Below are 22,464 nucleotides of genomic sequence, written 5' to 3' on the forward strand. Positions count from 1 at the left end.
GTCACCGAGGGCGGCGTCGCGGGCGGACGTCAGGTCCGGCTGCCGCGCAGATGGATCTGGGCGAGATAGGGCTCGAGCGCCGACAGCGTCCGCTCGACCGCGCCGGCGAGATTCTGCACCACCCGCGTGCCGGCGCGGGCGAGCCGCACCCGCGCCGCGTCCTCGCCGAGCAGCGTGCGCAGCGCCGCCACCAGGCCTTCGGTGTCGGCGACCGGCAAGGCGCCGCCGGCATGGTCGAGGTCGGCATAGATGTCGGCGAAGTTGTGCACGTGTGGGCCGTGCAGCACCGCGGCGCCGAGTTTTATCGGCTCGATCGGGTTCTGGCCGCCGTGCGGCACCAGCGAGCCGCCCATGAACACGAGTGGCGCGGCGCGAAAGATCACGCCGAGCTCGCCGAGCGTGTCGGCGAGATAGATTTCCGTCGCCGCATTGGGCAGCGCGTTCTGCGAGCGGCGGGCGACCTCGAGCCGGGCGGCGGCCGCCAGCGCCGCGATCTCCTCGCCGCGCTCGGGATGGCGCGGCACCAGCACGGTGAGGAGCCGCGGAAAATCGGCACGCAGCTGCCGGTGCGCCTCCAGCACCGCGACCTCCTCGCCCGGATGGGTGGAGGCGGCGACCACCACCGGCCGGCCGGACAGGGCTCGGCGCAGCACCGCGAGCTTGCCGGCGTCGAACGGCAGGGGCGGCCCGTCGAGCTTGAGATTGCCGGTGACGCCGAGCCGTGGCGCGCCGAGCGCGCCGAACCGCTCGGAATCCTCGGTCGAGCGCACCAGGCACAGGTCGAAGCGCGAGAGCAGCGCCTCGATGCTCGACGGCGCCTTCTGCCATTTGGCGAACGAGCGCTCGGACAAACGGCCGTTGACCAGGATCAGCGGGATTTTGCGCGCAGCGCTGGAGACGATCAGGTTCGGCCAGAGATCCGACTCGACGAACAGCCCGAGATCGGGCCGCCAGTGATCGAGGAAGCGGCGCACGTAATGCGGCGCGTCGAGCGGCACGAACTGGTGGATCGCCCCCTCGGGCAAGCGCTCGGCGGCGACCTTGGCCGAGGTGACGGTGCCGGAGGTGACCAGCACCGCGAGGCCGCGGCCGGTGAGGCTCTCGACCAGCGGCAACGCCGCGATCAGCTCGCCGACGCTCGCCCCGTGGATCCAGACGAGCGGCCCCTCGCCGCGCGGCTTTCCGGCGATGCCGCGCCGCTCGGACAGGCGGACGGGGTCCTCCTTGCCGCGGCGCAGCCGATGAGACAGGAGAAGCGGCGCGAGCGGCGTCACCGTGCGGGTGGCGAGCCGATAGGCCGCGAAGGTGAACGGCAACCGTTCGACCAAATTCGCCGCCTCCTCGTACCCGACTCGGAACACACCGGCAGCGCCCTTGCGCCGGCTCAGCAGCACGCCTTGGCGGCGCCCGCCACGATGTCGCACACCGTGCGGTGCCGCGACGGATCCGCTGCGATCAGCGCGTCGTGAGTCGGTGTCGGACGATTGTACCGCACCGGCGCTCCCGCGAGCGTCGTCAACGTTCCGGACGCTTCGTGCACCAAAAGATCGGCAGCCGCAAGGTCCCAGTCGTGGGCGTTATGATTGGCGAAGGCGACGTCGATCCGCCCCTGTGCGACCCGCGCGAGGCGCAACGCCAGCGAGTGCACCTTGGGCTCGTGGACCACCGACGGCTCCACGGTCGCGAGCTTTTGCACGAGCCGCGCGGGGCCGGCGACGTGCGCGCCTTTCAGGCCGGCGAGGCCGGCTTGCGCCGCCCGCACCACGATCGGCGCGCCGTCGAGCGTCGCGCCCTGCCCGGCGACAGCGAGGAACAACTCGTCGGTCACCGGGGCGAACAGCGCGGCGACCACCGGCCGGCCGTCCTCCACCAGCGCAACCGAGATGGTCCAATCCGGCAGGCCGGCGAGAAAGCCGCGGGTGCCGTCGATCGGATCGACCACCCATACGCGCCGACAGTCGAGCCGCGCCGGATCGTCCTCGGTCTCCTCCGACAGCCAGCCGCAGCCCGCGACCAGGTCGGGAAGGCGCTCGCGCAAGAATTTGTCGACCGCCAGATCGACCTCGGAGACCGGCGAGTGGTCGGCCTCCTTGAACCAGCTGCGCACCGGGTGGCGATGCCCGCGCAGCGCCAGCACCCCCGCCTCGCGCAACAGGTCGCCGAGCCGCGTCGCGACCGCGGAACGCTCGTCCGCGTCAGAGCCCGGCAACGGTCAAGCCCTCCACCCGCACGGTCGGCGCGTTGATGCCATAGCGAAACTCGAGGTCGTTGGCCGGCTCGAGCGTGGCGAACATGTCGATCAGATTGCCGGCGATCGTCACCTCGCTGACCGGATAGGTCAGCTCGCCGTTCTCGATCCAGAAGCCGCTGGCGCCGCGGCTGTAGTCGCCGGTCACCATGTTGATGCCCATGCCGATCAGGTCGGTGACGTAGAAGCCGTCGGAGATGTCCTCGATCAGCTCGTGCGGCGTCTCCGGGCCGGCCTCGAGATGGACGTTGGAGGCGCTCGGCGAGGGCGTCGAGGAGACCCCGCGCTGGGCGTGGCCGGTCGAGGTGAAGCCGAGCTCGCGGGCGGTCGCGCAGTCCATCAGCCAGGTGGTGATCACGCCGTCGTCGACCAGCGCGAGCGGCCTGCCGGCGACCCCTTCGGCGTCGAAGGGATGCGAGCGCAGGCCGCGCTTGCGCAGCGGATCGTCGACAATTCTGACTCCGGGCGCAAAAATGCGCTGGCCGAGCTTGTCGCGCAGCACGCTGGTCTTCCGCGCCACCGACGCGCCGTTGACGCCCGACACGAGGTGCGACACCAGCGAGCCGGCCGGCCGCGGGTCGTACACCACCGGCACACGGCGGGTTTGGACCTTTCGCGGGTTGAGCCGCCGCACCGCGCGCTCGCCGGCCGAGCGGCCGATTGCTTCCGGATCGGCGAGATCGCTCGCATGCACCGTCGAGGACCAGTCGTAGTCCTGCTCCATCTTGGTGCCTTCGCCGGCGATCGCCGTCATCGCCACCGAATGGCGCGAGCCGACATAGATGCCGGTGAAGCCGGTCGAGGTGACCAGCACCATGCCGCCGATCCCGGCCGAGGCGGAGGCGCCGCTCGACTTGGTGACGCCCTTCACCGCGAGCCCGGCCGCCTCGGCCGCCTTGGCGCGCTGCTCCAGCACGCCGACGTCGGGGACGTCGGCATCGACCAGGTCGAGGTCGGGGAACTCTTTCGCGAGCAGCGCCTCGTCGGCGAGGCCGGCATAGGGGTCCTCCGGGGCGACGCGCGCCATCGCCACCGCCCGCTCGGCCAGGGCCTCGACGCCCTCGCCGACCAGATCGTTGGTCGACACCACCGCCTGCCGCCGCCCGATCAGCACGCGCAGGCCGACATTGTCGTCCTCGGCGCGGGTCGATTCCTCCACCGTCCCGTCGCGCACCTCGACGCTCTGCGACACCCCGCGGGTGGCGATCGCATCGGCGGCGTCGGCGCCGGCCTTCTTCGCAGCGGCGACGAGAAGCTCGGCGAGGGTGACGAGCGCGGACTGGTCGAACAGGGAGGAGGCGGGCGGACGGGACATGTTCTGACGGGCGCTTTCGCTGGAAACGGACGGAACGATCGCGACGATTACGACATCGAGCAGTCACGACATGGGGCACCGCGGCCGGGCGATCAAGCCGAACTTGCCGAGGAGGCCCGGCGCAGCCTGCGTGCGAGCCGGCGTCGGGGCGAGCATAAAGGTTTTCGCAAGCTTCGTGAACGCGTCGGCAAGATCGGTAAAAACTGTTTCCAAAGCCTCCGATCGCGGTGACATCTCGTTGATCATGTGGTTCGAAGCATTGGAGAAACACCCGATTAACCAGCGCTTTTAAGAGGATTCGAAGCGCCTCCCGCTACTCTCGCATCAAAGATCGGGCCGACAGAGTCCGACACAGGGAAGCAGAAAAAGAGGCGTCGAACATGAGTGCCGGTGGGGTTGCTCCCTCCGGGTCGAGCCGGTGCGTCCGGCTCGACCCCTTCGCTCTGCCCGTGCGGTTCCGCACCGCCGATTCCGCCGCCGACACGCGCGAGCGGGTGATCGATCTGCATCGCGAGCGGGTGATCGTGCGCCGCGCGGTCGCCGGCATGCGGATGGCGGTGTCGCTGCCGGTGACGAGCTTTCTCGGCGTGGCGCTGCGGGTGCTGGAGCCGATCAGCGACGACGACGGATCGGTCGCGATCGTGCTGGAGCACCGCGACCCGGCCCTCAGCGTGCCACTGTTCGTGGCACCGGACGGCTCCGACGCGGTGGCCGAGTGGCAGCTGTGGGCGCGCGTGCTCGGGCTTCGGCTTTTGATCGCCGACACCGACGGCACCTTGCGGGCGCCGTTCGCGCATCTCGGTGCGCTGCGGGTGTGGGAGGCGCAGAGCCGCCGCCGCCGGGTCGGCCCGATGAAGCGCCGCCGTGCCTCGATCCTGATGCGGCGCAAGCCCGGCCGGCTGCCGCCCGCGCCGCAGGTTTTCCGCGACGAGCGCGAGATCATCGCCCGGAGCTGAGCACCGGGCACCCCGAAAGACACGAACGGCCGTGCGCACGCGTTTGCCGCCGCGCGCACGGCCGTCGATGCCGTTCCGGAAGACCGATCAGGCCGCGGCCAGATCCTGCTTCGAGGCCACCGTGGTGTCGGCCGCGAGGTGGTAGATCATCGGCACGCCGGTGCCGAGATTGAGCTCGAGGATCGACTTGGTGGTGTGCCGATCGAGCACCATCACCAGCGCCCGCAAGCTGTTGCCGTGCGCGGCCACCAGCACCCGGTCGCCCCGCATCACGCGAGGCAGGATCTCGCTGATGTAGTAGGGCAGCACGCGCGCGGCGGTGTCCTTCAGGCTCTCGCCGTTCGGCGGCGCGATGTCGTAGGAGCGGCGCCAGATATGGACCTGCTCGTCGCCCCACTTCTTGCGGGCGTCGTCCTTGTTGAGGCCGACGAGGTCGCCATAGTCGCGCTCGTTGAGCGCCTGGTCCTTGATGATCGGAATATTGGTCTGGCCGAGCTCCTCGAGGATCAGGCCGAGCGTGTTCTGCGCGCGCTTGAGCGCCGAGGTGAAGGCGATGTCGAAGGTGAGCCCCTGCGCCTTCAGCTTCTTGCCGGCGGCGCGCGCCTCCTGCACGCCCTTCTCCGACAGCTCGCAGTCGTGCCAGCCGGTGAACAGGTTCTTCAGGTTCCACTCGCTCTCGCCGTGACGCACCAGCACGAGAAGTCGGTCGTTCATCTATCGTCCCCTGTCGCTCGATGGCGCCCGTCCGCGAGCCTGCCCGCGGCGCGTGGCGTTTCGGTTTCGGCTCAGTCGAGGCCCAGCACGTCGGCCATCGAATAGAGGTTTGGCGCGCGGCCTTTCGCCCACTGCGCGGCTTTCACGGCACCGCGGGCGTAAATCATCCGGTCCTCGGCGCGGTGCACCAGCTCGATCCGCTCGGCCGGTCCCGCGAACACCACGAAATGATCGCCCACCACCGTGCCGCCGCGCAGCGAGGCGAAGCCGATGTCGCCCGGCCGGCGGGCGCCGGTGTGGCCGTCGCGGCCGCGGTCGGCGGTCTGCGCGAGATCGACGCCACGGCCATCCGCCGCCGCCTGGCCGAGCAAGAGCGCGGTGCCGGACGGCGCGTCGACCTTCTTGTTGTGGTGCATCTCGAGAATCTCGATGTCGAACTCGGCATCGAGCGCGGCCGCGACCCGCTTGGTCAGCGCCGCCAGCAGGTTCACCCCGAGGCTCATGTTTCCCGACTTGACGATAGGCGTCGCCTTGGCGGCCGCCGCGATCGCCTCCTCGTCGGCCGCCGAGAAGCCGGTGGTGCCGATCACGTGGACGAGCTTCTTGTCCGCCGCGAGCTTGGCGAAGGCGACGGAGGCCGCCGGCGCGGTGAAGTCGAGAATGCCGTCGGCGTTCTCCAGCAGCGGGGCGATGTCGGCCGCCACCAGGACGCCGTTCGGCCCGAGCCCGGCGAGCTCGCCGGCGTCGCGCCCGATCATGCCCGAAGCCGGCGAATCGACCGCCCCCGCGAGCACCACGCCGGGCGCGTCGGCGATCGCCTTCACCAGCGTCCGGCCCATGCGCCCGCCGGCCCCCGTGACGATCAGTCGGACATCCGCCATCGCTCCCTCCATCGGTCGGAGCGGATATAGAGCATGCCACACCCGGCGTACACCTTCGAGGCGCCGGGCGCGGTTCCGGCCGCCGCGGCGGCCCGTCCCGGCCCTCGGCCGGTGGCGGGCGGGGCGCGGGCACTTATATTCCCCGTTGCGCCGTCTCCATCGGGCGACGTCGGAAAAATCTCACGGAAACGGTCCGCATGACAGCCCAGCCTTCCGCCGATCTCTCGACCTCCGAAAACCCCTTCTTCGCGACCTGGGACACGCCGTTCGAGACGCCCCCCTTCGGCGCGATCGCCCCCGGCCACTATCTGCCGGCCTTCGAGCGCGCGCTCGCCGAGCACGTGGCCGAGATCGAGGCGATCGCGACCGAGAGCGCCGCACCGACTTTCGCCAACACCGTGGCAGCGATGGAGCGCAGCGGGCGGGCGCTGAACCGGGTGTCCTCGGTCTTCTTCGTGCTGGTCGGCGCCAACAGCGACGACGCCCTACTGGCGATCGAGCGCGCCATCGTGCCGCGGCTCGCCGCCCACGCCAACAGGATCCGGACCGACGCCCGGCTGGCGAAACGGCTCGCGGCGATCGACGCCGACGGCCTCGATGCCGAGCAGACCCGCGTGCTCGAGCGCTACCGCCTGATGTTCCGCCGCGCCGGCGCCGGCCTCGATGCCGCCGCAAAGGAAAAGCTCGCGACGATCACCGAGCGGCTGGCGAGGCTCGGCACCACCTTCAGCCAGAACGTGCTCGCCGACGAGCAGAGTTTTGTCATGCTGCTCGACGAGGCTGATCTCGCAGGACTCGGGACGGCGGCCCGCGAGGAAGCCCGCGCGGCGGCGGCGGAGCGCGGCCATCCCGGAAAATACGCGATCACGCTCGCCCGCTCGAGCGTCGAAGGATTCTTGCGCGCCTCCGAGCGGCGCGATCTGCGCGAGCAGGCGTTTCGCGCCTGGACGTCGCGCGGCTGCAAGGGCGGCCCGACCGACAACGCCGCGGTGATCGCCGAGACCATTCGGCTGCGCGCCGAGCGCGCAAGACTGCTCGGCTACGAGACCTTCGCCGACTACCGGCTCGACGATTCCATGGCGAAGACGCCGCAAAACGTCCGCGCCCTGCTCGAGCGGGTGTGGGCGCCCGCCCGCGCCCGCGCGCTCGCCGATCGCGACGCCATGCAGGACACCATCCGCCGCGAGGGCGGCAACTTTCCGCTCGCCGCCTGGGACTGGCGCCACTACGCCGAGAAGGTGCGAAAGGCGCGCTACGGCCTCGACGAGGAGGCGGTGCGGCCCTATCTGCCGCTCGACCAAATGATCGCCGCCGCCTTCGACACCGCGACCCGGCTGTTCGGCATCACCTTCGCGCCGCGCAAAAACGTCCCCGTCTGGCACCCCGACGTGCGGGTGTGGGAGGTGAGCCGCGACGGCGCACCGGTCGGCCTCTTTTTCGGCGACTATTTTGCCCGCGCCTCCAAGCGCTCCGGCGCCTGGATGACCTCGCTGCGTCGCCAGGAAAAGCTCGACGCCGCGGTGCTGCCGCTGATCGTCAACGTCACCAATTTCGCAAAGCCCGCACCGGGCGAGCCGGCGCTCCTGTCGTTCGACGACGCCCGCACGCTGTTCCACGAGTTCGGCCACGCGCTGCACGGCCTGTTGTCGAACGTGACCTATCCGCTGATCTCCGGCACCGGCGTCGCCACCGATTTCGTAGAGCTGCCCTCGCAGCTCTACGAGCACTGGGTGCAGCACCCCGACGTGCTCCGCCGTTTTGCCCGCCACGCCGTCACCGGCGCGCAAATCCCCGACGAGCTGATCGAGAAGATCCTGCGGGCAAAAACCTTCGACCAGGGCTTTGCCACGGTGGAATACGTCGCCTCGGCGCTGGTCGATCTCGATTTCCACGCGCTGTCGCCGCAGCAGGCGCAGGCGATCGACCCGGCCGCCTTCGAGCGCGACGCCCTCGCCCGCATCGGCATGCCGGAGGAAATTTCCATGCGGCACCGCCCGCCGCATTTCACCCACGTGTTTTCCGGCGGCGGCTATGCGTCGGCCTATTACAGCTACATGTGGTCGGAGGTGATGGACGCCGACGCGTTCGCGGCCTTCGAGGAGGCGGGCGACCCGTTCGACCCGGCGACGGCGCGAAAGCTGCACGACGCGATCTATTCCGCCGGCGGCAGGCAGGACCCGGCCGACGCCTATGTCGCCTTCCGCGGCCGCTTGCCCACCCCCGACGCGCTCTTGAAGAAGCGCGGGCTCGCCGACGAGGCGGCGTGATTCAGCCGAGCAGCTGGGTGTTACAGTTTTATACGATGTCCGGCTGATCGGCTCGGTATTCGTTCGTCCGGGAGCACGGCTCCCTTCCCTCTCCCCTCGTGGGAGAGGGTGGTGAGGACGGAACGAAGTGACGTCCGAGCCGGGTGAGGGGGGCTACCGCAAGCTCGGAGCGGAAGGAGGTCCCCCTCACCCGGTTCCTCGCTCCGCTCGGAACCACCCTCTCCCACGAGGGGAGAGGGTAAGAACCCGAGCCGATCATCCGGAAGCAGTTTCACCTCTCCCCGCTCGCGGGGAGAGGTCGGCGAGCGAAGCTCGCCGGGTGAGGGGGAACTCGAGGCGTCATCGACGCTGTCGACCGCAACTCGATCAGCCGCAATGCGGCTTGTCGCATTTGCGGATCGAGGCGACGATCTCCTCCAGGGCCTTGCGCCCCGGATGGCCGAGCACGGCGATGCCCTTCACCACATAAGCGGGCGTCGCCTGCAGGCCGAGCGCATTGCCGAGCTTCACGTGAGAGATCATCGCATGGGTGATCTCGTCGGCATCCGCCGCCTGCAGGATGCGCGTCTGATCGAAGCCGAGATCCTTTGCCACCGCCAGCGCCCGCGCGCCGTCGACCGTGCCACGCCCGGCATAGATCTTGTTGTGAAACGCGCGGAATTTTTCCGCGGTCGCGGTCATCGCCAGCACCAGCTCGACACGCCCCGCCTGGATCGACGGCACGCCGAGCACCGGGAACGGCACCAGCACCACCCGCAGCTCGTCGTCGGCCTTCAGCATCGCCTCGATGTCGCCAGCCGCCTTGCGGCAGAACGGGCAGTTGAGATCGTAGAACTCGGCGAGCGTCACGTCGCCCTTCGGATTGCCGATCACCACCACGCCCGGCAGCTTCTCGACCTCGCTCTCGAGCTCGACCGGCACGCGATAATTGGTGACCGGCTTGCCGTCCTCGCCCGTGATAGGATACCACCCGCCGTCCTGCGCAAAGCTTCCGGAGGGAGAAGCGAAAACCGTGGCGAGCCCCACCAGGCACGCAGCGAGCCGCGCGGCGAGCCGCCGGGAACGGTACGACATCAGGAGTCTCCGAGCAGTTCCGGAAGACGCGCACGATTGAGCGCCAGCCATTGCAGCGAGATGATCAGATAGCCGTTGAGGATTTGGCCGGTGCCGAGCGCCGCCAACGCCTCGTCGATGGACACGCGCAGCGGCCGGGTGTGCTCGATCTCGCTCGCCGCACCCGCCGTCTCCGGCACCGCGCTCGCATCGACCGAGGCGACGAAGATCGTCGCCTGCTCCTCCAGCATGCCGGGCGCCGGCAGGAACGAGAACACCTCGCGGATCGCCTTCGGCGCGACGCCGATCTCCTCGATGCATTCGCGCCGGGCGGCCTCGAGCGGCGGCTCGTCGCCGTCGATATAGCCTGCCGGAATCTCCATGTTGTCGCCGCGGCCGGTGAGGAAATGCGCGGGCAACCGGAACTGCCGGATCAGCACGATCTCGTCACGTGACAGATCGATCGCGACGATTCCGACCGTGCGGCCGATCCGCAGGATGTCGCGGGACATCGTCGTCGGCGTGCCGTCATAGTCGAGCGTGACGGAAAAGCGCTCCAGCCGCCGAAAGCCGTCGCCGACCAGCTCGGGACCTTCGATGACGACCTCCGCCGGCTGGTCGACGACCAGGGAGGATGGAGAGACGGGCTTGTTCATGGGACTCTCACGACGTGATCACGTATCAGCCACGCACCGATCCGTGCCGGGTGCATGCACACACACTGGAAAGAGCCGGCGCGACTGGAGCAGGCGATGGAGACGAAAAAGAATCACTGCGCCACCACATCGGTCGGCGCGGTGTCGAGATTGAAGGCGGCGGCAAACAGGGCTTTGGTGTAGTCGCTCTTCGGCGCCTCGAACACCTCGGCCGCCGGCCCCTCCTCCACCACCTTGCCGTGCCGCATCACGATCAGCCGGCTCGCCAGCGCGGCGACCACCCGCAGATCGTGCGAGATGAACATGTAGGTGAGATTGCGGCGCTTCTGCAGGTCGCGCAGCAGATCGACGATCTGCGACTGGATCAGCATGTCGAGCGCGCTGGTCGGCTCGTCCAGCACGATGAAGGTCGGCTCGAGCACCAGCGCGCGAGCGACCGCGATACGTTGGCGCTGCCCGCCGGAATATTCGTGCGGATAGCGAAAGCGCGACTCGGGATCGAGCCCGACATCGGTGAGCGCGCGGATCACCCGCTGCTCGCGCTCCGCCGCCTGCATTTTCGGATGATGCACCCAAAGGCCTTCCTCGATGATGTCGGCGATCGAGAGGCGCGGGCTCAGCGAGCCGAACGGATCCTGAAAGACGATCTGCATGTCGCGGCGGAACGGCCGCATCTCCTTGAACTTCAGCCCTTGCAGCGGGTGGCCGAGAAACACGATCGGCCCGTCGGACGAGATGAGCCGCAGCAGCGCGAGGCCGAGCGTCGTCTTGCCCGAGCCCGACTCGCCGACCACCCCGAGCGTCTCGCCCTTGCGCACCGCGACGTCGACGCCGTCGACCGCCTTGATGTGCCCGACGACCTTTCTGAGAAAGCCGCGCTTGATCGGGAACCAGACTTTCAGATCCTTGGCCTCGACCACGATCGGCGCGTCGGGTGCGAGCGGCGCCGGATCGGGCTTCGGCTCGGCAGCGAGCAGATCCTTCGTATAGGGATGCTCGGGCGCGGCAAAAACGCGTTCGGTCGCGCCGCGCTCGACGATCTCGCCCTGCTTCATCACGCACACGCGGTCGGCGATCTTTCTCACGATGCCGAGGTCGTGGGTGATGAACAGCATCGACATGCCGAGGCGTTTCTGGATGTCCTTCAGGAGCGCGAGGATCTGCGCCTGCACGGTGACGTCGAGCGCGGTGGTCGGCTCGTCGGCGATCAGGAGATCCGGCTCGTTGGCGAGCGCCATGGCGATCATCACGCGTTGGCGCTGGCCACCCGACAGCTGATGAGGATAGCTGCCGAGTCGCCCCTGCGGGTCGGGAATGCCGACCTGCTCGAGCAACTCGACGATGCGCGCGCGCGCCGGCTCGCCGCTCATGCCGCGATGGAGCAGCAGAATCTCGGCGATCTGCTTCTCGATCGTGTGCAGCGGATTGAGCGAGGTCATCGGCTCCTGAAAGATGATCGAGACGTCGTCGCCGCGCACCTTGCGCATCGCGTTCTCGGACAGGCCGATCAGCTCCTGCCCCTTGAAATGCACGGTGCCGGAGGGATGCCGCGCCGAAGGATAGGGCAACAGCTTCATGATCGACAGCGCCGTCACCGATTTCCCGGAGCCCGACTCGCCGACCAGCGCCAGCGTCTCGCCCTGCTCGATCTCGAACGACACCTTGTCGACCGCGAGAATCTCGCGCTCGCCCTGACGAAAGGCGACCGACAGGTCGCGCACGGAGAGGAGAGAGGTCATGCGAGATCCTTCAGAAGAGCATGAATATCGTCCGGCCGCGGCCTGACCTTGCGGATCGTCACCGGAAGCTCGAGCCGCTCGTCATTGGAGACGAACACGCGACAGCCGGCGCGGATCGCGCTGACGACGTGGACGGCATCCGGAAGCTTCGGCATTCCGCCCCCTTGCATGGAGCGTTCTCGCCGATACTCCGCCGATGCCACCAGAACCGATCGGGAGACGGGGATCAACTGCAGCAGTCGCTTCCAAAGAATCAGGTCGAAGTACGTCGCTTTGTCGGCCGTCTGCGCCTTGGGCAGGACCTCGGCCAGCGTGAGCTCACTGGTCACACCGAGATTGGGCCTCGTCTCGAGCAGCGCAAACAGTGACCGGACCGGCGCAGCGATGTCCTCCGCTCCCTCGACGAAATAGATGAACGGATTGGCGTCGAGATAAACCACCGGTCGGATCTTGAGGTCAGTCATCCCACGCGTCTCGATCGGCCCGGATCTGAGCGTCGATGTCTTCCTTGGTCCGGAAGGGCGGACGACGCCGCGCCCAGATCTCGTCGAGCGTCGGCCGCCGCTCCGGCGGTCGCTCCGGAGCGCGCTCCTCGTCGGTGACCTCGATTCTCACCGTGCCGGACGGATCGAGACCCTCCCGCAAATCCTCCGGCAGCTTCGACACCGGATAATTCTCCCGCACGATCTTGTTCATGCCGGCCTCCTCGCGCTGCCGCCACTCTACCACCGTTTCGTGCATCTCACCCGAACGACTTGCGCGGGTCGAAGGCGTCGCGCACCGCCTCGCCGATGAAGATCAAGAGCGACAGCATGATGGCGACGGTGAAGAAGCCGGCGAGCCCGAGCCACGGCGCCTGGATGTTGGCCTTGCCCTGGCTCAGCATCTCGCCGAGCGAGGGCGAGCCGGGCGGCAGGCCGAAGCCGAGGAAGTCGAGCGCCGTCAGCGTCATCACCGAGGACGACAGGATGAACGGCAGGAACGTGAGCGTCGCCACCATCGCGTTCGGCAGAAGGTGCCGGAACATGATCAGCACATTGGAGACGCCGAGCGCGCGCGCCGCCTGGACATACTCGAAGTTGCGCCCGCGCAAAAACTCCGCGCGCACCAGACCGACCAGCGACACCCAGGAGAACAGCAGGAGAATGCCGAGCAGCACGAAGAAACCCGGCACCAGCACCGAGGAGATGATCAGGAGCAGATAGAGCGAGGGGATCGAGGTCCAGATCTCGATGAAGCGCTGGAACAAAAGGTCGGTCCAGCCGCCGAAATAGCCCTGCACCGCGCCCGCCGCGACGCCGATCGCCGACGACACGATGGTGAGTGCGAGGCCGAACAGCACCGAGATGCGGAAGCCGTACAACAGGCGCGCGACCACGTCGCGGCCCTGATCGTCGGTGCCGAGCCAGTTGTATTCGAGGTCGCGGCAGCCGGACAAACCCTTGCGCTCGACCACCGGCGCGCACTGCGCCTCGGTCAGCATCCAGGTCGGCGGCGAGGGTGCCGGCGTCGGCAGATCGAGATTGTGGGTGTTGTAGGAGTAGCGGATCGGCGGCCACAGCATGGTGCCGCCCTTCTCCTCGATCAGATCGCGGACGTAAGGATCGCGGAAATCGGCGCGGGTCTCGAAGTCGCCGCCGAACGTCGTCTCGGGATAGTCGACCACCACCGGAAAATACCAGTGGCCCTCGTAGCTGACGAAGAACGGCCGGTCGTTGGCGATGAACTCGGCGAACAGCGACACCGTGAACAGCACCAAAAAGATCCACAGGGCGACGAAGCCGCGGCGGTTCGCCTTGAAGTTCTGCCAGCGCCGGCGGGTGATCGGCGAGAGTTTTATTCGGCGCCCCTCGGGGGGCACCGCGAGGCCGCCGCCCGGCGACACGGCGGTCGTCTCCGGCATCCGCTCGTCCGGCGGACGCGCCTCGGGATTGCGGGCGTCCGGATTGCGGGCGTCGCCCGTGCGCTCGGATGTGCTCGCGTCCACGTCACACCTCCCGCGTCTCGAAGTCGATCCGCGGATCGACCCAGGTGTAGGTCAGGTCGGAGAGGAGATTCACGATCAGGCCCACCAGCGAGAAGATGTAGAGGGTCGCGAACACCACCGGATAGTCACGATTGAGCACGCTCTCGAAGCCGAGCAAGCCCAGCCCGTCGAGCGAGAAGATGGTCTCGATCAACAGCGAGCCGGAGAAGAAGGCGGAGACGAACGCACCCGGAAAGCCGGCGATGATCAGCAGCATCGCGTTGCGAAACACGTGGCCGTAGAGCACCTGCCGCTCGGTGCAGCCTTTCGCACGCGCGGTCAGCACGTACTGCTTGCGGATCTCGTCCAAGAACGAGTTCTTGGTGAGCAGCGTCATGGTGGCGAAGGCGCCGAGCCCCATCGACACGATCGGCAGCACGAGGTGCCAGAAATAGTCGAGGATCTTCTGCCACCACGACAGCGCCGCCCAGTTGTCGGAGGTGAGCCCGCGCAGCGGGAACCAGTCGAAGAACGAGCCGCCGGCGAACAAAATGATCAAGAGGATCGCGAACAGGAAGCCGGGAATCGCGTAGCCGATGATGATCACGCCCGACGTCCACACGTCGAAATGCGAGCCGTCCGACACCGCCTTGCGGATGCCGAGCGGGATCGAGATCAGATAGGTGAGCAGCATCATCCAGACGCCGAGCGACATCGAGACCGGCAACTTCTCCTTGATGAGGTCGATCACCCGGACGTCGCGAAAATAGCTCTCGCCGAAGTCGAAGGTGGCGTAGTTCTTCAGCATGATGAAGAAGCGCTCGTAGGCCGGCTTGTCGAAGCCGAACTGCTTCTCGAGCTTCTCGATGAAGGCCGGATCGAGCCCCTGCGCACCGCGATATTTCGAGGTGGTGGCGTCGATCTGCGAGCCGCCCATCTGGCCGCGCGGACCGAAGTCGCCGCCGGACGAGCCGGAGATGCGCGAGGTGGCGCCGGTGTCGGATCCGGAGATCTGTGCGATCACCCGCTCGACCGGCCCGCCGGGCGCGAACTGCACGACCACGAACGAGACCAGCATGATGCCGAACAGCGTCGGGATCATGAACAGGAGGCGTCGGAGAATATAGGCGCTCATGGGCGACGCTGCTTCGTGTTCCGTGGCCTCGCCCTTCGAGACGCGCCCTTCGGGCGCTCCTCAGGACGAGGATCGAGTCGAAGAGTCCGGCCGTCGGTCCGACGAGCCCGTACGGCGGGCATCGCGACGGACGAGGCGCGGACGCCGGCGAAGTCTATCTCTTTCCGTCCCGTCCTGCAGCCTGGGCGTCGCGCGACCACCAGGTCTCGGGCGCCCCGCGCGAGAAGCGCGGCTTCTGCTCCGGCCGGCCGAACTCGTCCCAGTAGGCGAGCCAGTGGGTCGCCTTGTACCAGTGCGGCACCCAGTACCGCCCGGCGCGGATCACCCGGTCGAGCGCGCGCGCGGCGACCACCAGATCGGCGCGGCTGTTCGCACCGATCACCGTCTCGATCAGCGCGTCGACCACCGGGTCGGCGATGCCGGCGAGGTTCTGCGAGCCCCTGATCTCCGCCGCCCGCGAGGAGAAGTAGGTGCGCAGGGAATCGCCGGGCGTGGTCGAGAAGGAGAAGCGCTGCACCGTGACGTCGAAGTCGAAGCCGTCGACGCGCGCGCGGTACTGCACCGGGTCGACCATGCGCAACGTGGCGGCGATGCCGAGCGTCTCGAGGTTCTTGATATAAAGCATGTGATGCGGCTTGAAGGTCGGCTCGTCGAGCAGGAACTCGAGCGCGACCGGCGTGCCGTCGGGCGAGACGCGCCGCCCGTCCTTCACCGCGAAGCCCGCCTCGTCGAGCAGGCGCGAGGCGCGGCGCAGGAGCTTTCTGTCCTGGCCGGAGCCGTCCGACACCGGCGGCACGAACGGCTCGCCGAACACCTCGTCGGAGACTTTTCCGCGGAATTTTTCGAGAAGCGCGAGCTCGGCGCCCTGCGGCTTTCCCTCCGCCATCATGTCGGAGTTCTGAAACACCGACCAGGTGCGCTCGTAAGAGCCGTACATCAGCTGCTTGTTGGCCCATTCGAAGTCGAAGGCGACGATCAGCGCCTCGCGCAGCTTCGGGTTCTGAAAGACCGCTCGACGCGTGTTGATGAACCAGCCCTGGGCGCCGGAGGGCGTATCGTCCGGAATCACGTCGCGCTTCACCCGGCCGTCGACGACGGCGGGAAAGTCGTAGCGGGTCGCCCACACCCGCGAGGTGAACTCCTCACGGAAGAGATAGCTCTTGGCGGTGAAGCCCTCGAAGGCGACGTCGCGGTCGCGATAAAACTCGTAACGCAGCGTGTCGAAATTCGACTGGCCGACCGAGATCGGCAGATCGGCGCCCCACCAATCCTTCACGCGGTCGTACTCGATGAAGCGGCCCGCCTCGAAGCGGCCGACCCGGTAGGATCCGGAGCCGAGCGGCACGTCGAGCGTGCTCTCCTCGAACGGGTGCTTTTCATAATAGGCGCGCGAAAAAACCGGCAGGCCGGCGACGAACAGCGGCACGTCGCGGGCGCGACCCTTTGCGAAGCGCACCGTCACGCTCGCGTCGTCGTCCGCGGTGGCGGAGATCATGTCGCGGGTGAGCTGGGCGATGATCGGGTGGCCCTTCTCCTTCAGCGTCGTCAGCGAGAAGGCGACGTCGTGCGCGGTGATCGGCGTGCCGTCGTGGAAGCGCGCCTCGGGCCGCAGCAGGAAGGTGTAGGCGAGCCCGTCGGGCGATATTTTCACCGCGCGCGCGAGCAGGCCGTACATCGCGTCGGGCTCGTCGGCGGCGCGCGCCATCAGCGTCGCGAAGGTCACCTCCATGCCGAGCGCGGCGTCGCCGCGCAGGATGAAGCTGTTGAGCGAGTTGAAGGTGAGAAAGTTCTGATTGAAGATGCGCGTCGAGCCGATCTGAGAGAACACGCCGCCCTTCGGCGCGGCCTGGTTCACGTAGTCGAGATGCGCGAAGTTTTCCGGATATTTGAGATCGCCGAACGCCGAGATGCCGTGCGTCTCGGTCCACTCCTGTGTCGCGGCGGCGTTCTCCGCCGCAGCGGCGGAAGCGGTGCGCGCGCCGAAACTGCCGGAAACGCCCGCCGCCAGCGCGGCCGCGGACAGGACGAGGACGTCCCGCCGGCTGGGGCTGCTCGCTCTCCCCGCCTGCGAGGAGAGCGTCACGTCGAGCGGAGGCTTCGGCTCGCGCCGCGACGCCCCCTCACCCGGATGTCGCGCTGCCGGCGCGACATCCGACCTCTCCCCGCACGCGAGGAGAGATGAAGGCGGCAGCCGGCCCGAAAACGATCGCATCACGTGCGACCGCCGGTCTTGAGCGCCTTTTCCGCGTCCCACCACCAGATGGTCGGGAAGGCGGCGGCGCCGTATTCGGGCATCGTCTTCGGCCGGCCGAAGCGGTCCCAGCGGGCGGTGCGCTGCTTGCCGTAGGTCCATTGCGGCACCACGAAGTCGTGGGCGAGCAGCACGCGGTCGAGCGCCCGCGTCGCGGCGACCAGCTCGGCCCGGCTGGTGGCGTAGATCACCCGCTCGATCAGCGCGTCGATCGCGGCGTCCTTGATGCCGATCAGGTTGCGCGAGCCCGGCTGGTCGGCCGCCGCCGAGCCCCAATAGCCGCGCTGCTCGTTGCCGGGCGACAGCGACTCGCCCCAGCTGCCGGTGATGACGTCGTAGTCCCACTGGCGCAGCCGGTTCTCGTACTGCGCATCGTCGACGGTACGCACCGAGACGGAGATGCCGAGCCGCTCGAGCGACGGCTTGTAGAACAGGAAGACGCGCTCGAAGGCCGGGTCGGAGGCGAGAAACTCGACGGTGAAGGGCTCGCCGGTCTTGGCGTTGACGAGGCGCTGGTCGCGCACCTCGAAGCCCGCCTCGCGCAGCAGCCGCCGGCCCTCGAGCAGATTGGCGCGCACCGCCTCGCGCGAGCCACTGACCGGGTTGGTGTAGGGCACGGTGAACACCTTGGCGGGCACCTTGTCCTTCACCGTCTGCAGGATCTCGAGCTCCTGCCCCTCCGGCAGCCCGGACGAGGCCAGCTCGGTGCCCTCGAAATAGCTCGCGATGCGCTTGTACTGGCCGTAGAAGATCTGCTTGTTCATCTCCTCGAAGTCGAACGCGCAGTTGAACGCGCGGCGCACCCGCGGATCGACGAACTTCTCACGGCGGATGTTGAGCACGAAGGCCTGCATCACGCCCATGTTGCGGATCGGGAACTCCTCCTTCACCACGCGCTTCTCGGCGACCGCGGGGAAGTCGTAGGCGGTCGCCCAGTTCTTGGCGCTGCTCTCGGTGCGGAAGTCGGTCTGGTCGGCCTTGAACGCCTCGAGCGCGACGGTGGAATCGCGAAAATACTCGAAGCGCAGCGTGTCGAAATTGTTCTGGCCGATATTGACCGGCAGGTTGCGGCCCCAATAATCCTCGACGCGGCGGAAGACGATCGAGCGGCCGGGCACCACCTCCTCGATCTTGTAGGCGCCGCCGCCGAGCGGCGGCTCGAGCGTGGTGGCGGCGATGTCGCGCTTGTTGCCGGCGGCGTCGGTGCCTTCCCACCAATGCTTCGGCAGCACCGCGATCTGGCCGACGATCTGCGGCAGCTCGCGATTGCCGGGCGCGTCGAAGGTGAAGGTGACGTCGCGTTTGCCGGACTTCTCCGCCTTGACGACGTGGCGGTAATAGGCGGCGAGCATCGGGCTGTTGGCCTTGAACGCCTCGAACGAGAAGATCACGTCCTCCGGCGTCACCGGCATGCCGTCGTGCCACTTGGCGTTGGGCCGCAGGCGGTAGGTCACGCTGGCGAAATCCGGCGGGTAGCTCGCCGCCTCCGCGAGCAGCCCGTACTCGGTCGACACCTCGTCGAGCGCCGGCGACATCAGCGTGTCGTAGATCAGGTCGAGCCCGGCGGAGATCGCCCCCTTCACGCCGGCCACCACCGAGTTGAGATTGTCGAAGGTGCCGAACACGCCGAGCCGCACCGCCCCGCCCTTCGGCGCGCTCGGCTCGACATAATCGAAATACTTGAACCACGCCGGATATTTGAGATCGCCGAACAGCGACATGCCGTGGCGCCAGGCGAGCCCTTCGGCGGCCGGCGAGGCGCCGCTCTGGGCGTGCGCGAGGGTCGGGCCGGCGAGCGGCACGAGCGCCGGCGTGGCGGCGGCGATCACGGTGGTGCGGAGCAGGTCGCGGCGGGTGAACAGCAACGAATTTCTCCTTCGGGGGCTCGGCCGACCGTTCTGACGGAATATGTCGCTTTTGGGGTGCGATGCCACCCGGGCGCGTCGTCGCGACCTTAAATCTCCGCAACCTCGCGTGCCGGCGCGCGAAAGCGCCGTGCCGCCGTCACCCGTCGCGGCGTGCGCACCCCGATCGAAACGATACGCCGCACATCTTCGGCCGGCACCGCAATTCGGCGCCCGCCGCCGCCGTCGCCCGCCACCGACGCCTTGCCGCCGTCACTGCGGCGTCGCGGATGCGCCTTCGGTCTGCGCGGCCTCGGCCGGCGCCGCCTCGGCCGGTGCGCCGTCGGCCGGGGCCGGCGCTCCGCCGGCGGCCGAAGCGCCGTCCTGTGAGCCCGCGGCGCCCTCGGCGGCGCCGCTCGCGGTCGGCAGCGGCGCCGGGTTGTCGGACAGGCTGTTGAGATAGGCCAAAATGTCGGCCCGCTCGGTCGCGCGCGACACGCCGGCGAACGCCATCGCCGTGCCCGGCACGTAGCCCTTCGGACTGGTGATGAACTTGTCGATCTCCTCGAGCGTCCAGGTGCCGCCCTTGGCCTTCAGCGCGTCGGAATAATTGAAGCCCTCGTGCGAGGCCACCGGCCGCCCCACCACGCCCCACAGGTCGGGGCCGACCTTGTTCGGCCCGCCCTTCTCGAACACGTGGCAGGCCTGGCACTTGCGCGCCGCCGCCTGGCCCTTCTCGACGCTCGCGCTCGCCAGCAGCACCGGCAGCGGCGGCTCGGCCGGCTCGTCCTTCTTGGCGGTCGGGCCGGCGACCACGTCGGGCTCGACGGCGATCTCGTAACCGGGCTTTTTCGGCATCTCGGGGGCGAACAAGGCGCCCGCGCCGATGTTCAGGGCGACCAGGCATACGCCGCTGAACAGCACGGCGCCGGCAATCTTGTTGAGTTCGAAGGAATCCATCGCGCACGGGCTCCGAGGCACAAGGGCATCGTCGGCGGGGGTAAGCCGTACGAAAGTCGAACGAGACATACCGGGTTTGCCTTCGCCCTGGCAACACGTATAAGCCTTGGATGCGCACCGCGGTTTCCTTCCGCCGGTACGATCCTGCGCAAACGCGTCCGATGGCACCCTCAGACACGCTCGTCCTGATCCCGGCCCGGCTGGCCGCAACCCGCCTGCCGAACAAGCCGCTCGCCGACATCGGCGGACGGCCGATGATCGTCCACGTTCTCTTGCGCGCCCGAGAGGCGGACATCGGGCCGGTGGTGGTGGCGACCGACTCCTCGGAAATAGTCGACGCGGTGACCGCCGCCGGCGGCCGCGCGGTGAAAACCCGCGCCGACCATCCGTCGGGCTCCGACCGCATCTTCGAGGCGCTGAACACCGTCGATCCCGAGGGGCGTTACGAAACCGTCGTCAACGTCCAGGGCGACCTGCCCACTCTCGCCCCCGGCGACGTCGCCGCAGCGCTGGCGCCACTCGCGGATCCTGCGGTCGATATCGCCACGCTCGCCGCCGAAATCCGCGTCGAGGAGGAGCGCCACAACCCGAACGTGGTGAAGGTGGTCGGCTCGCCGCTCGCGCCGGACCGCTTGCGCGCGCTCTATTTCACCCGGGCGACCGCGCCGTTCGGCGAGGGGCCGCACTACCACCATATCGGGCTCTATGCCTATCGCCGGGCGGCGCTGGCGCGCTTCGTCGCGCTGCCGCCCTCCCCCCTCGAGCGGCGGGAGAAGCTCGAGCAGCTGCGGGCCCTCGAGGCCGGCATGCGGATCGACGTCGCGATCGTCGACTCGGTGCCGCTCGGGGTCGACACGCCGGACGACCTCGAAGCCGCCCGCCGCATGCTCGGCGACACCCCGCCTCCTGCCCCGCCCCCTGCCCACCGGAGCACGCAACGACGATGATGGCCAAGCGAAAGACGATCGTGTTCCAGGGCGAGCCGGGGGCGAACTCCCACATCGCCTGCCACGAGACCTATCCCGAGTTCGAGCCGGTGCCGTGCCCGACCTTCGAGGACGCCTTCACCGCGGTGGCCGACGGCAAGGCCGACTATGCGATGATCCCGATCGAGAACTCGGTCGCCGGGCGGGTCAGCGACATCCACCATCTGATGCCGAACTCCAAGCTGAAGATCGTCGCGGAATCCTTCCTGCCGATCCGCAACCAGCTGATGGCGCCGAAGGGCGCGACCCTGAAGGGCTTGAAGAGCGTCGAGAGCCACATCATGGCGCTCGGCCAGTGCCGCCGCTATCTGCGCAAGCTCGGCGTCGAGACCCGGGTCGCCGCCGACACCGCGGGCGCCGCCCGCACGGTGGCCGCCGAGGGCGACTTTTCGCGCGCCGCGATCGCCTCGCGGCTCGCCGCCGAGATCTACGGCCTCGAAATCCTCGCCGAGAACATCGAGGACGAGTCGCACTCCACCACCCGCTTCATCGTGCTCGCCAAGGAGCCGAAGATCGCCCAGGTCGGCAACGGGCCGGTGATCACCACCTTCGTCTTCCAGGTGCGCAACATCCCGGCCGCGCTCTACAAGGCGCTCGGCGGCTTCGCCACCAACGGCGTCAACATGACGAAGCTCGAGAGCTACATGCTCGAGGGCACCTTTGCCGCCACCAAGTTCTACGCCGACGTCGAGGGCCACCCGAAGGAGCGCGGGCTGGCGCTCGCGCTGGAGGAGCTGGAGTTCTTCACCCAGCCCGATTCGCTGAAGATCCTCGGCGTTTATCCGGCCCACCCGTTCCGCGCCACGGTGAAGAAGCGCATCAAGCCGAAGGTGGCGATCTGAACGGCCGCCCCGCGACCGGCAGCTGCCCCCGCCGCCGGGCTTGACCCGGCGCCGCGCGCCCTTGAGGATCGCGTCTGCGGCGCGGCGCGCGCCGGCACGGCCGGACCAGGGGAGCGACGGCGATGGCGGGCGTCGAGCGGGTCAAGCGCATTCTGCATCTGAAGGTCACGCTGCCCTCGACCGATCCGGCGCACGTGCTGTCGGTCGTGCAGGCGACCGCGCCGTTCTACGGGCTGCTCGGCGGCACCCGCGTGCGGCTCCTGCAGAACGTCGACGATCCGGCCCGCTTCATCCAGGAGATCGAGTACGAGACGCCGGAGGCGTTCGAGCTGAGCCGCCAGCGCATCGCCTCCGACTTCCGCATCCAGAGTTTCATCCAGGCCTGGCGCACCGCGCTCGGCGGCTCGGTCGAGATCGAGGTGTTCGAGGAGCTGACGGGGAAGGCTTAGGCGCCGACATCGAAGGTGCCGAAGCGTCGCGGGCCACTCTGTCTTCACCTCTCCCCGCCCTCTTTCTTCACCTCTCCCCGCTCGCGGGGAGAGGTCGGCGAGCGAAGCTCGCCGGGTCAGGGGCAAATCCCCCCGGCCTCATACCAGCGGCGCGAAACTATGACCTCATCCTGAGGGGCCGCGAAGCGGCCGTCTCGAAGGA

General features: G+C 68.5%; 21 protein-coding genes. 5 read left to right on the top strand and 16 right to left on the bottom strand.

From position 1 onward, the window contains the following. Positions 1-29: 29 nt before the first annotated feature. The 4 genes from A33M_RS12455 to A33M_RS12470 all read right to left on the bottom strand — a co-directional run bounded on the left by A33M_RS12455 (position 30) and on the right by A33M_RS12470 (position 3,809). Positions 30-1,328 (bottom strand): 3-deoxy-D-manno-octulosonic acid transferase, encoded by a 1,299-nt coding sequence (locus A33M_RS12455; protein WP_040620421.1) that lies wholly within the window; start codon positions 1,326-1,328, stop codon positions 30-32. A 56-nt stretch (positions 1,329-1,384) separates the two neighbouring features. Continuing rightward, positions 1,385-2,209 (bottom strand): 3'(2'),5'-bisphosphate nucleotidase CysQ, encoded by an 825-nt coding sequence (locus tag A33M_RS12460; RefSeq protein WP_008387537.1) that lies wholly within the window; start codon positions 2,207-2,209, stop codon positions 1,385-1,387. Further along, on the bottom strand, positions 2,196-3,563 hold the full coding sequence (locus A33M_RS12465) for a TldD/PmbA family protein (RefSeq protein ID WP_008387538.1): 1,368 nt from the start codon (positions 3,561-3,563) through the stop codon (positions 2,196-2,198). The genes A33M_RS12460 and A33M_RS12465 overlap by 14 nt, the downstream gene beginning before the upstream one ends. 63 nt (positions 3,564-3,626) lie before the next feature. After that, positions 3,627-3,809 (bottom strand): hypothetical protein, encoded by a 183-nt coding sequence (locus A33M_RS12470; protein ID WP_040620386.1) that lies wholly within the window; start codon positions 3,807-3,809, stop codon positions 3,627-3,629. A gap of 134 nt (positions 3,810-3,943) precedes the next feature. Here A33M_RS12470 and A33M_RS12475 point away from each other — a divergent pair, with 134 nt between their 5' ends. Next, positions 3,944-4,519, top strand: coding sequence for a DUF6101 family protein (locus tag A33M_RS12475; RefSeq protein ID WP_040620388.1), 576 nt, complete (start codon positions 3,944-3,946; stop codon positions 4,517-4,519). 87 nt (positions 4,520-4,606) lie between these two features. On the opposite strand, the gene A33M_RS12480 is transcribed toward A33M_RS12475, so the two are convergent. After that, on the bottom strand, positions 4,607-5,233 hold the full coding sequence (locus A33M_RS12480; RefSeq protein WP_008387541.1) for a 2,3-bisphosphoglycerate-dependent phosphoglycerate mutase: 627 nt from the start codon (positions 5,231-5,233) through the stop codon (positions 4,607-4,609). A 71-nt stretch (positions 5,234-5,304) separates the two neighbouring features. Then, complete coding sequence (dapB, locus tag A33M_RS12485) at positions 5,305-6,114, bottom strand: 4-hydroxy-tetrahydrodipicolinate reductase (protein ID WP_008387542.1); 810 nt, start codon at positions 6,112-6,114, stop codon at positions 5,305-5,307. 197 nt (positions 6,115-6,311) lie between these two features. Between dapB and A33M_RS12490 the strand changes: the two genes are divergently transcribed. Next, a complete protein-coding gene (locus A33M_RS12490) occupies positions 6,312-8,381 on the top strand; it encodes a M3 family metallopeptidase (protein ID WP_008387543.1) in 2,070 nt (689 codons plus the stop codon). Between the two features lie 366 nt (positions 8,382-8,747). Here the strand turns inward: A33M_RS12490 and A33M_RS12495 are convergent, their stop codons facing one another. From A33M_RS12495 to A33M_RS12540, 10 genes are all read right to left on the bottom strand, one after another. Next, positions 8,748-9,455, bottom strand: coding sequence for a DsbA family protein (locus A33M_RS12495; RefSeq protein WP_008387544.1), 708 nt, complete (start codon positions 9,453-9,455; stop codon positions 8,748-8,750). Continuing rightward, a complete protein-coding gene (locus tag A33M_RS12500) occupies positions 9,455-10,090 on the bottom strand; it encodes an NUDIX domain-containing protein (RefSeq protein WP_008387545.1) in 636 nt (211 codons plus the stop codon). Before A33M_RS12500 ends, A33M_RS12495 begins: the two co-directional genes overlap by 1 nt. 113 nt (positions 10,091-10,203) lie before the next feature. Next, positions 10,204-11,829, bottom strand: a complete 1,626-nt coding sequence (locus tag A33M_RS12505; protein WP_008387546.1) for an ABC transporter ATP-binding protein — start codon at positions 11,827-11,829, stop codon at positions 10,204-10,206. Continuing rightward, entirely contained in the window at positions 11,826-12,293 is a 468-nt protein-coding gene (locus A33M_RS12510; protein WP_040620392.1) for a type II toxin-antitoxin system VapC family toxin, read from the bottom strand. Before A33M_RS12510 ends, A33M_RS12505 begins: the two co-directional genes overlap by 4 nt. Beyond that, positions 12,286-12,525, bottom strand: coding sequence for a hypothetical protein (locus A33M_RS12515; protein WP_008387548.1), 240 nt, complete (start codon positions 12,523-12,525; stop codon positions 12,286-12,288). The genes A33M_RS12510 and A33M_RS12515 overlap by 8 nt, the downstream gene beginning before the upstream one ends. Positions 12,526-12,571: 46 nt before the next feature. Continuing rightward, positions 12,572-13,669: an ABC transporter permease gene (locus A33M_RS12520; protein WP_443213082.1), complete on the bottom strand. Its 1,098-nt coding sequence runs from the start codon at positions 13,667-13,669 to the stop codon at positions 12,572-12,574. A gap of 148 nt (positions 13,670-13,817) precedes the next feature. Next, on the bottom strand, positions 13,818-14,930 hold the full coding sequence (locus A33M_RS12525; protein ID WP_008387552.1) for a microcin C ABC transporter permease YejB: 1,113 nt from the start codon (positions 14,928-14,930) through the stop codon (positions 13,818-13,820). Between the two features lie 154 nt (positions 14,931-15,084). After that, on the bottom strand, positions 15,085-17,013 hold the full coding sequence (locus A33M_RS12530; protein ID WP_008387555.1) for an extracellular solute-binding protein: 1,929 nt from the start codon (positions 17,011-17,013) through the stop codon (positions 15,085-15,087). A 128-nt stretch (positions 17,014-17,141) separates the two neighbouring features. Further along, entirely contained in the window at positions 17,142-19,046 is a 1,905-nt protein-coding gene (locus A33M_RS12535; protein ID WP_008387557.1) for an extracellular solute-binding protein, read from the bottom strand. Between the two features lie 252 nt (positions 19,047-19,298). Continuing rightward, positions 19,299-19,985, bottom strand: a complete 687-nt coding sequence (locus A33M_RS12540) for a c-type cytochrome (RefSeq protein ID WP_008387560.1) — start codon at positions 19,983-19,985, stop codon at positions 19,299-19,301. Between the two features lie 161 nt (positions 19,986-20,146). Here A33M_RS12540 and A33M_RS12545 point away from each other — a divergent pair, with 161 nt between their 5' ends. The 3 genes from A33M_RS12545 to A33M_RS12555 all read left to right on the top strand — a co-directional run bounded on the left by A33M_RS12545 (position 20,147) and on the right by A33M_RS12555 (position 22,262). Continuing rightward, the gene (locus A33M_RS12545) at positions 20,147-20,932 is read left to right on the top strand and encodes a 3-deoxy-manno-octulosonate cytidylyltransferase (protein ID WP_008387562.1); all 786 of its coding nucleotides are present in this window, start codon (positions 20,147-20,149) and stop codon (positions 20,930-20,932) included. Then, positions 20,929-21,813 carry a prephenate dehydratase gene (locus A33M_RS12550; protein WP_008387564.1) on the top strand — a complete coding sequence of 295 codons (885 nt, stop codon included), beginning with the start codon at positions 20,929-20,931 and terminating at the stop codon, positions 21,811-21,813. Before A33M_RS12545 ends, A33M_RS12550 begins: the two co-directional genes overlap by 4 nt. Before the next feature lie 122 nt (positions 21,814-21,935). Then, positions 21,936-22,262: a hypothetical protein gene (locus A33M_RS12555; RefSeq protein WP_008387566.1), complete on the top strand. Its 327-nt coding sequence runs from the start codon at positions 21,936-21,938 to the stop codon at positions 22,260-22,262. The last annotated feature ends 202 nt before the right edge of the window (positions 22,263-22,464 follow it).

The sequence above is a fragment of the Rhodovulum sp. PH10 genome, from assembly GCF_000293785.1.
GTDB lineage: Bacteria > Pseudomonadota > Alphaproteobacteria > Rhizobiales > Xanthobacteraceae > Rhodoplanes.

Bases quoted from the DNA above. Each gene is read 5' to 3' on its own strand.
- A33M_RS12555 (WP_008387566.1), top strand. From the start codon at position 21,936: ATGGCGGGCGTCGAGCGGGTCAAGCGCATTCTGCATCTGAAGGTCACG.
- A33M_RS12465 (WP_008387538.1), bottom strand. From the start codon at position 3,563: ATGTCCCGTCCGCCCGCCTCCTCCCTGTTCGACCAGTCCGCGCTCGTC.
- A33M_RS12475 (WP_040620388.1), top strand. From the start codon at position 3,944: ATGAGTGCCGGTGGGGTTGCTCCCTCCGGGTCGAGCCGGTGCGTCCGG.
- A33M_RS12505 (WP_008387546.1), bottom strand. From the start codon at position 11,829: ATGACCTCTCTCCTCTCCGTGCGCGACCTGTCGGTCGCCTTTCGTCAG.
- A33M_RS12515 (WP_008387548.1), bottom strand. From the start codon at position 12,525: ATGAACAAGATCGTGCGGGAGAATTATCCGGTGTCGAAGCTGCCGGAG.
- dapB (WP_008387542.1), bottom strand. From the start codon at position 6,114: ATGGCGGATGTCCGACTGATCGTCACGGGGGCCGGCGGGCGCATGGGC.
- A33M_RS12500 (WP_008387545.1), bottom strand. From the start codon at position 10,090: ATGAACAAGCCCGTCTCTCCATCCTCCCTGGTCGTCGACCAGCCGGCG.
- A33M_RS12540 (WP_008387560.1), bottom strand. From the start codon at position 19,985: ATGGATTCCTTCGAACTCAACAAGATTGCCGGCGCCGTGCTGTTCAGC.
- A33M_RS12510 (WP_040620392.1), bottom strand. From the start codon at position 12,293: ATGACTGACCTCAAGATCCGACCGGTGGTTTATCTCGACGCCAATCCG.
- A33M_RS12480 (WP_008387541.1), bottom strand. From the start codon at position 5,233: ATGAACGACCGACTTCTCGTGCTGGTGCGTCACGGCGAGAGCGAGTGG.
- A33M_RS12470 (WP_040620386.1), bottom strand. From the start codon at position 3,809: ATGATCAACGAGATGTCACCGCGATCGGAGGCTTTGGAAACAGTTTTT.
- A33M_RS12490 (WP_008387543.1), top strand. From the start codon at position 6,312: ATGACAGCCCAGCCTTCCGCCGATCTCTCGACCTCCGAAAACCCCTTC.
- A33M_RS12550 (WP_008387564.1), top strand. From the start codon at position 20,929: ATGATGGCCAAGCGAAAGACGATCGTGTTCCAGGGCGAGCCGGGGGCG.
- A33M_RS12545 (WP_008387562.1), top strand. From the start codon at position 20,147: ATGGCACCCTCAGACACGCTCGTCCTGATCCCGGCCCGGCTGGCCGCA.
- A33M_RS12495 (WP_008387544.1), bottom strand. From the start codon at position 9,455: ATGTCGTACCGTTCCCGGCGGCTCGCCGCGCGGCTCGCTGCGTGCCTG.
- A33M_RS12525 (WP_008387552.1), bottom strand. From the start codon at position 14,930: ATGAGCGCCTATATTCTCCGACGCCTCCTGTTCATGATCCCGACGCTG.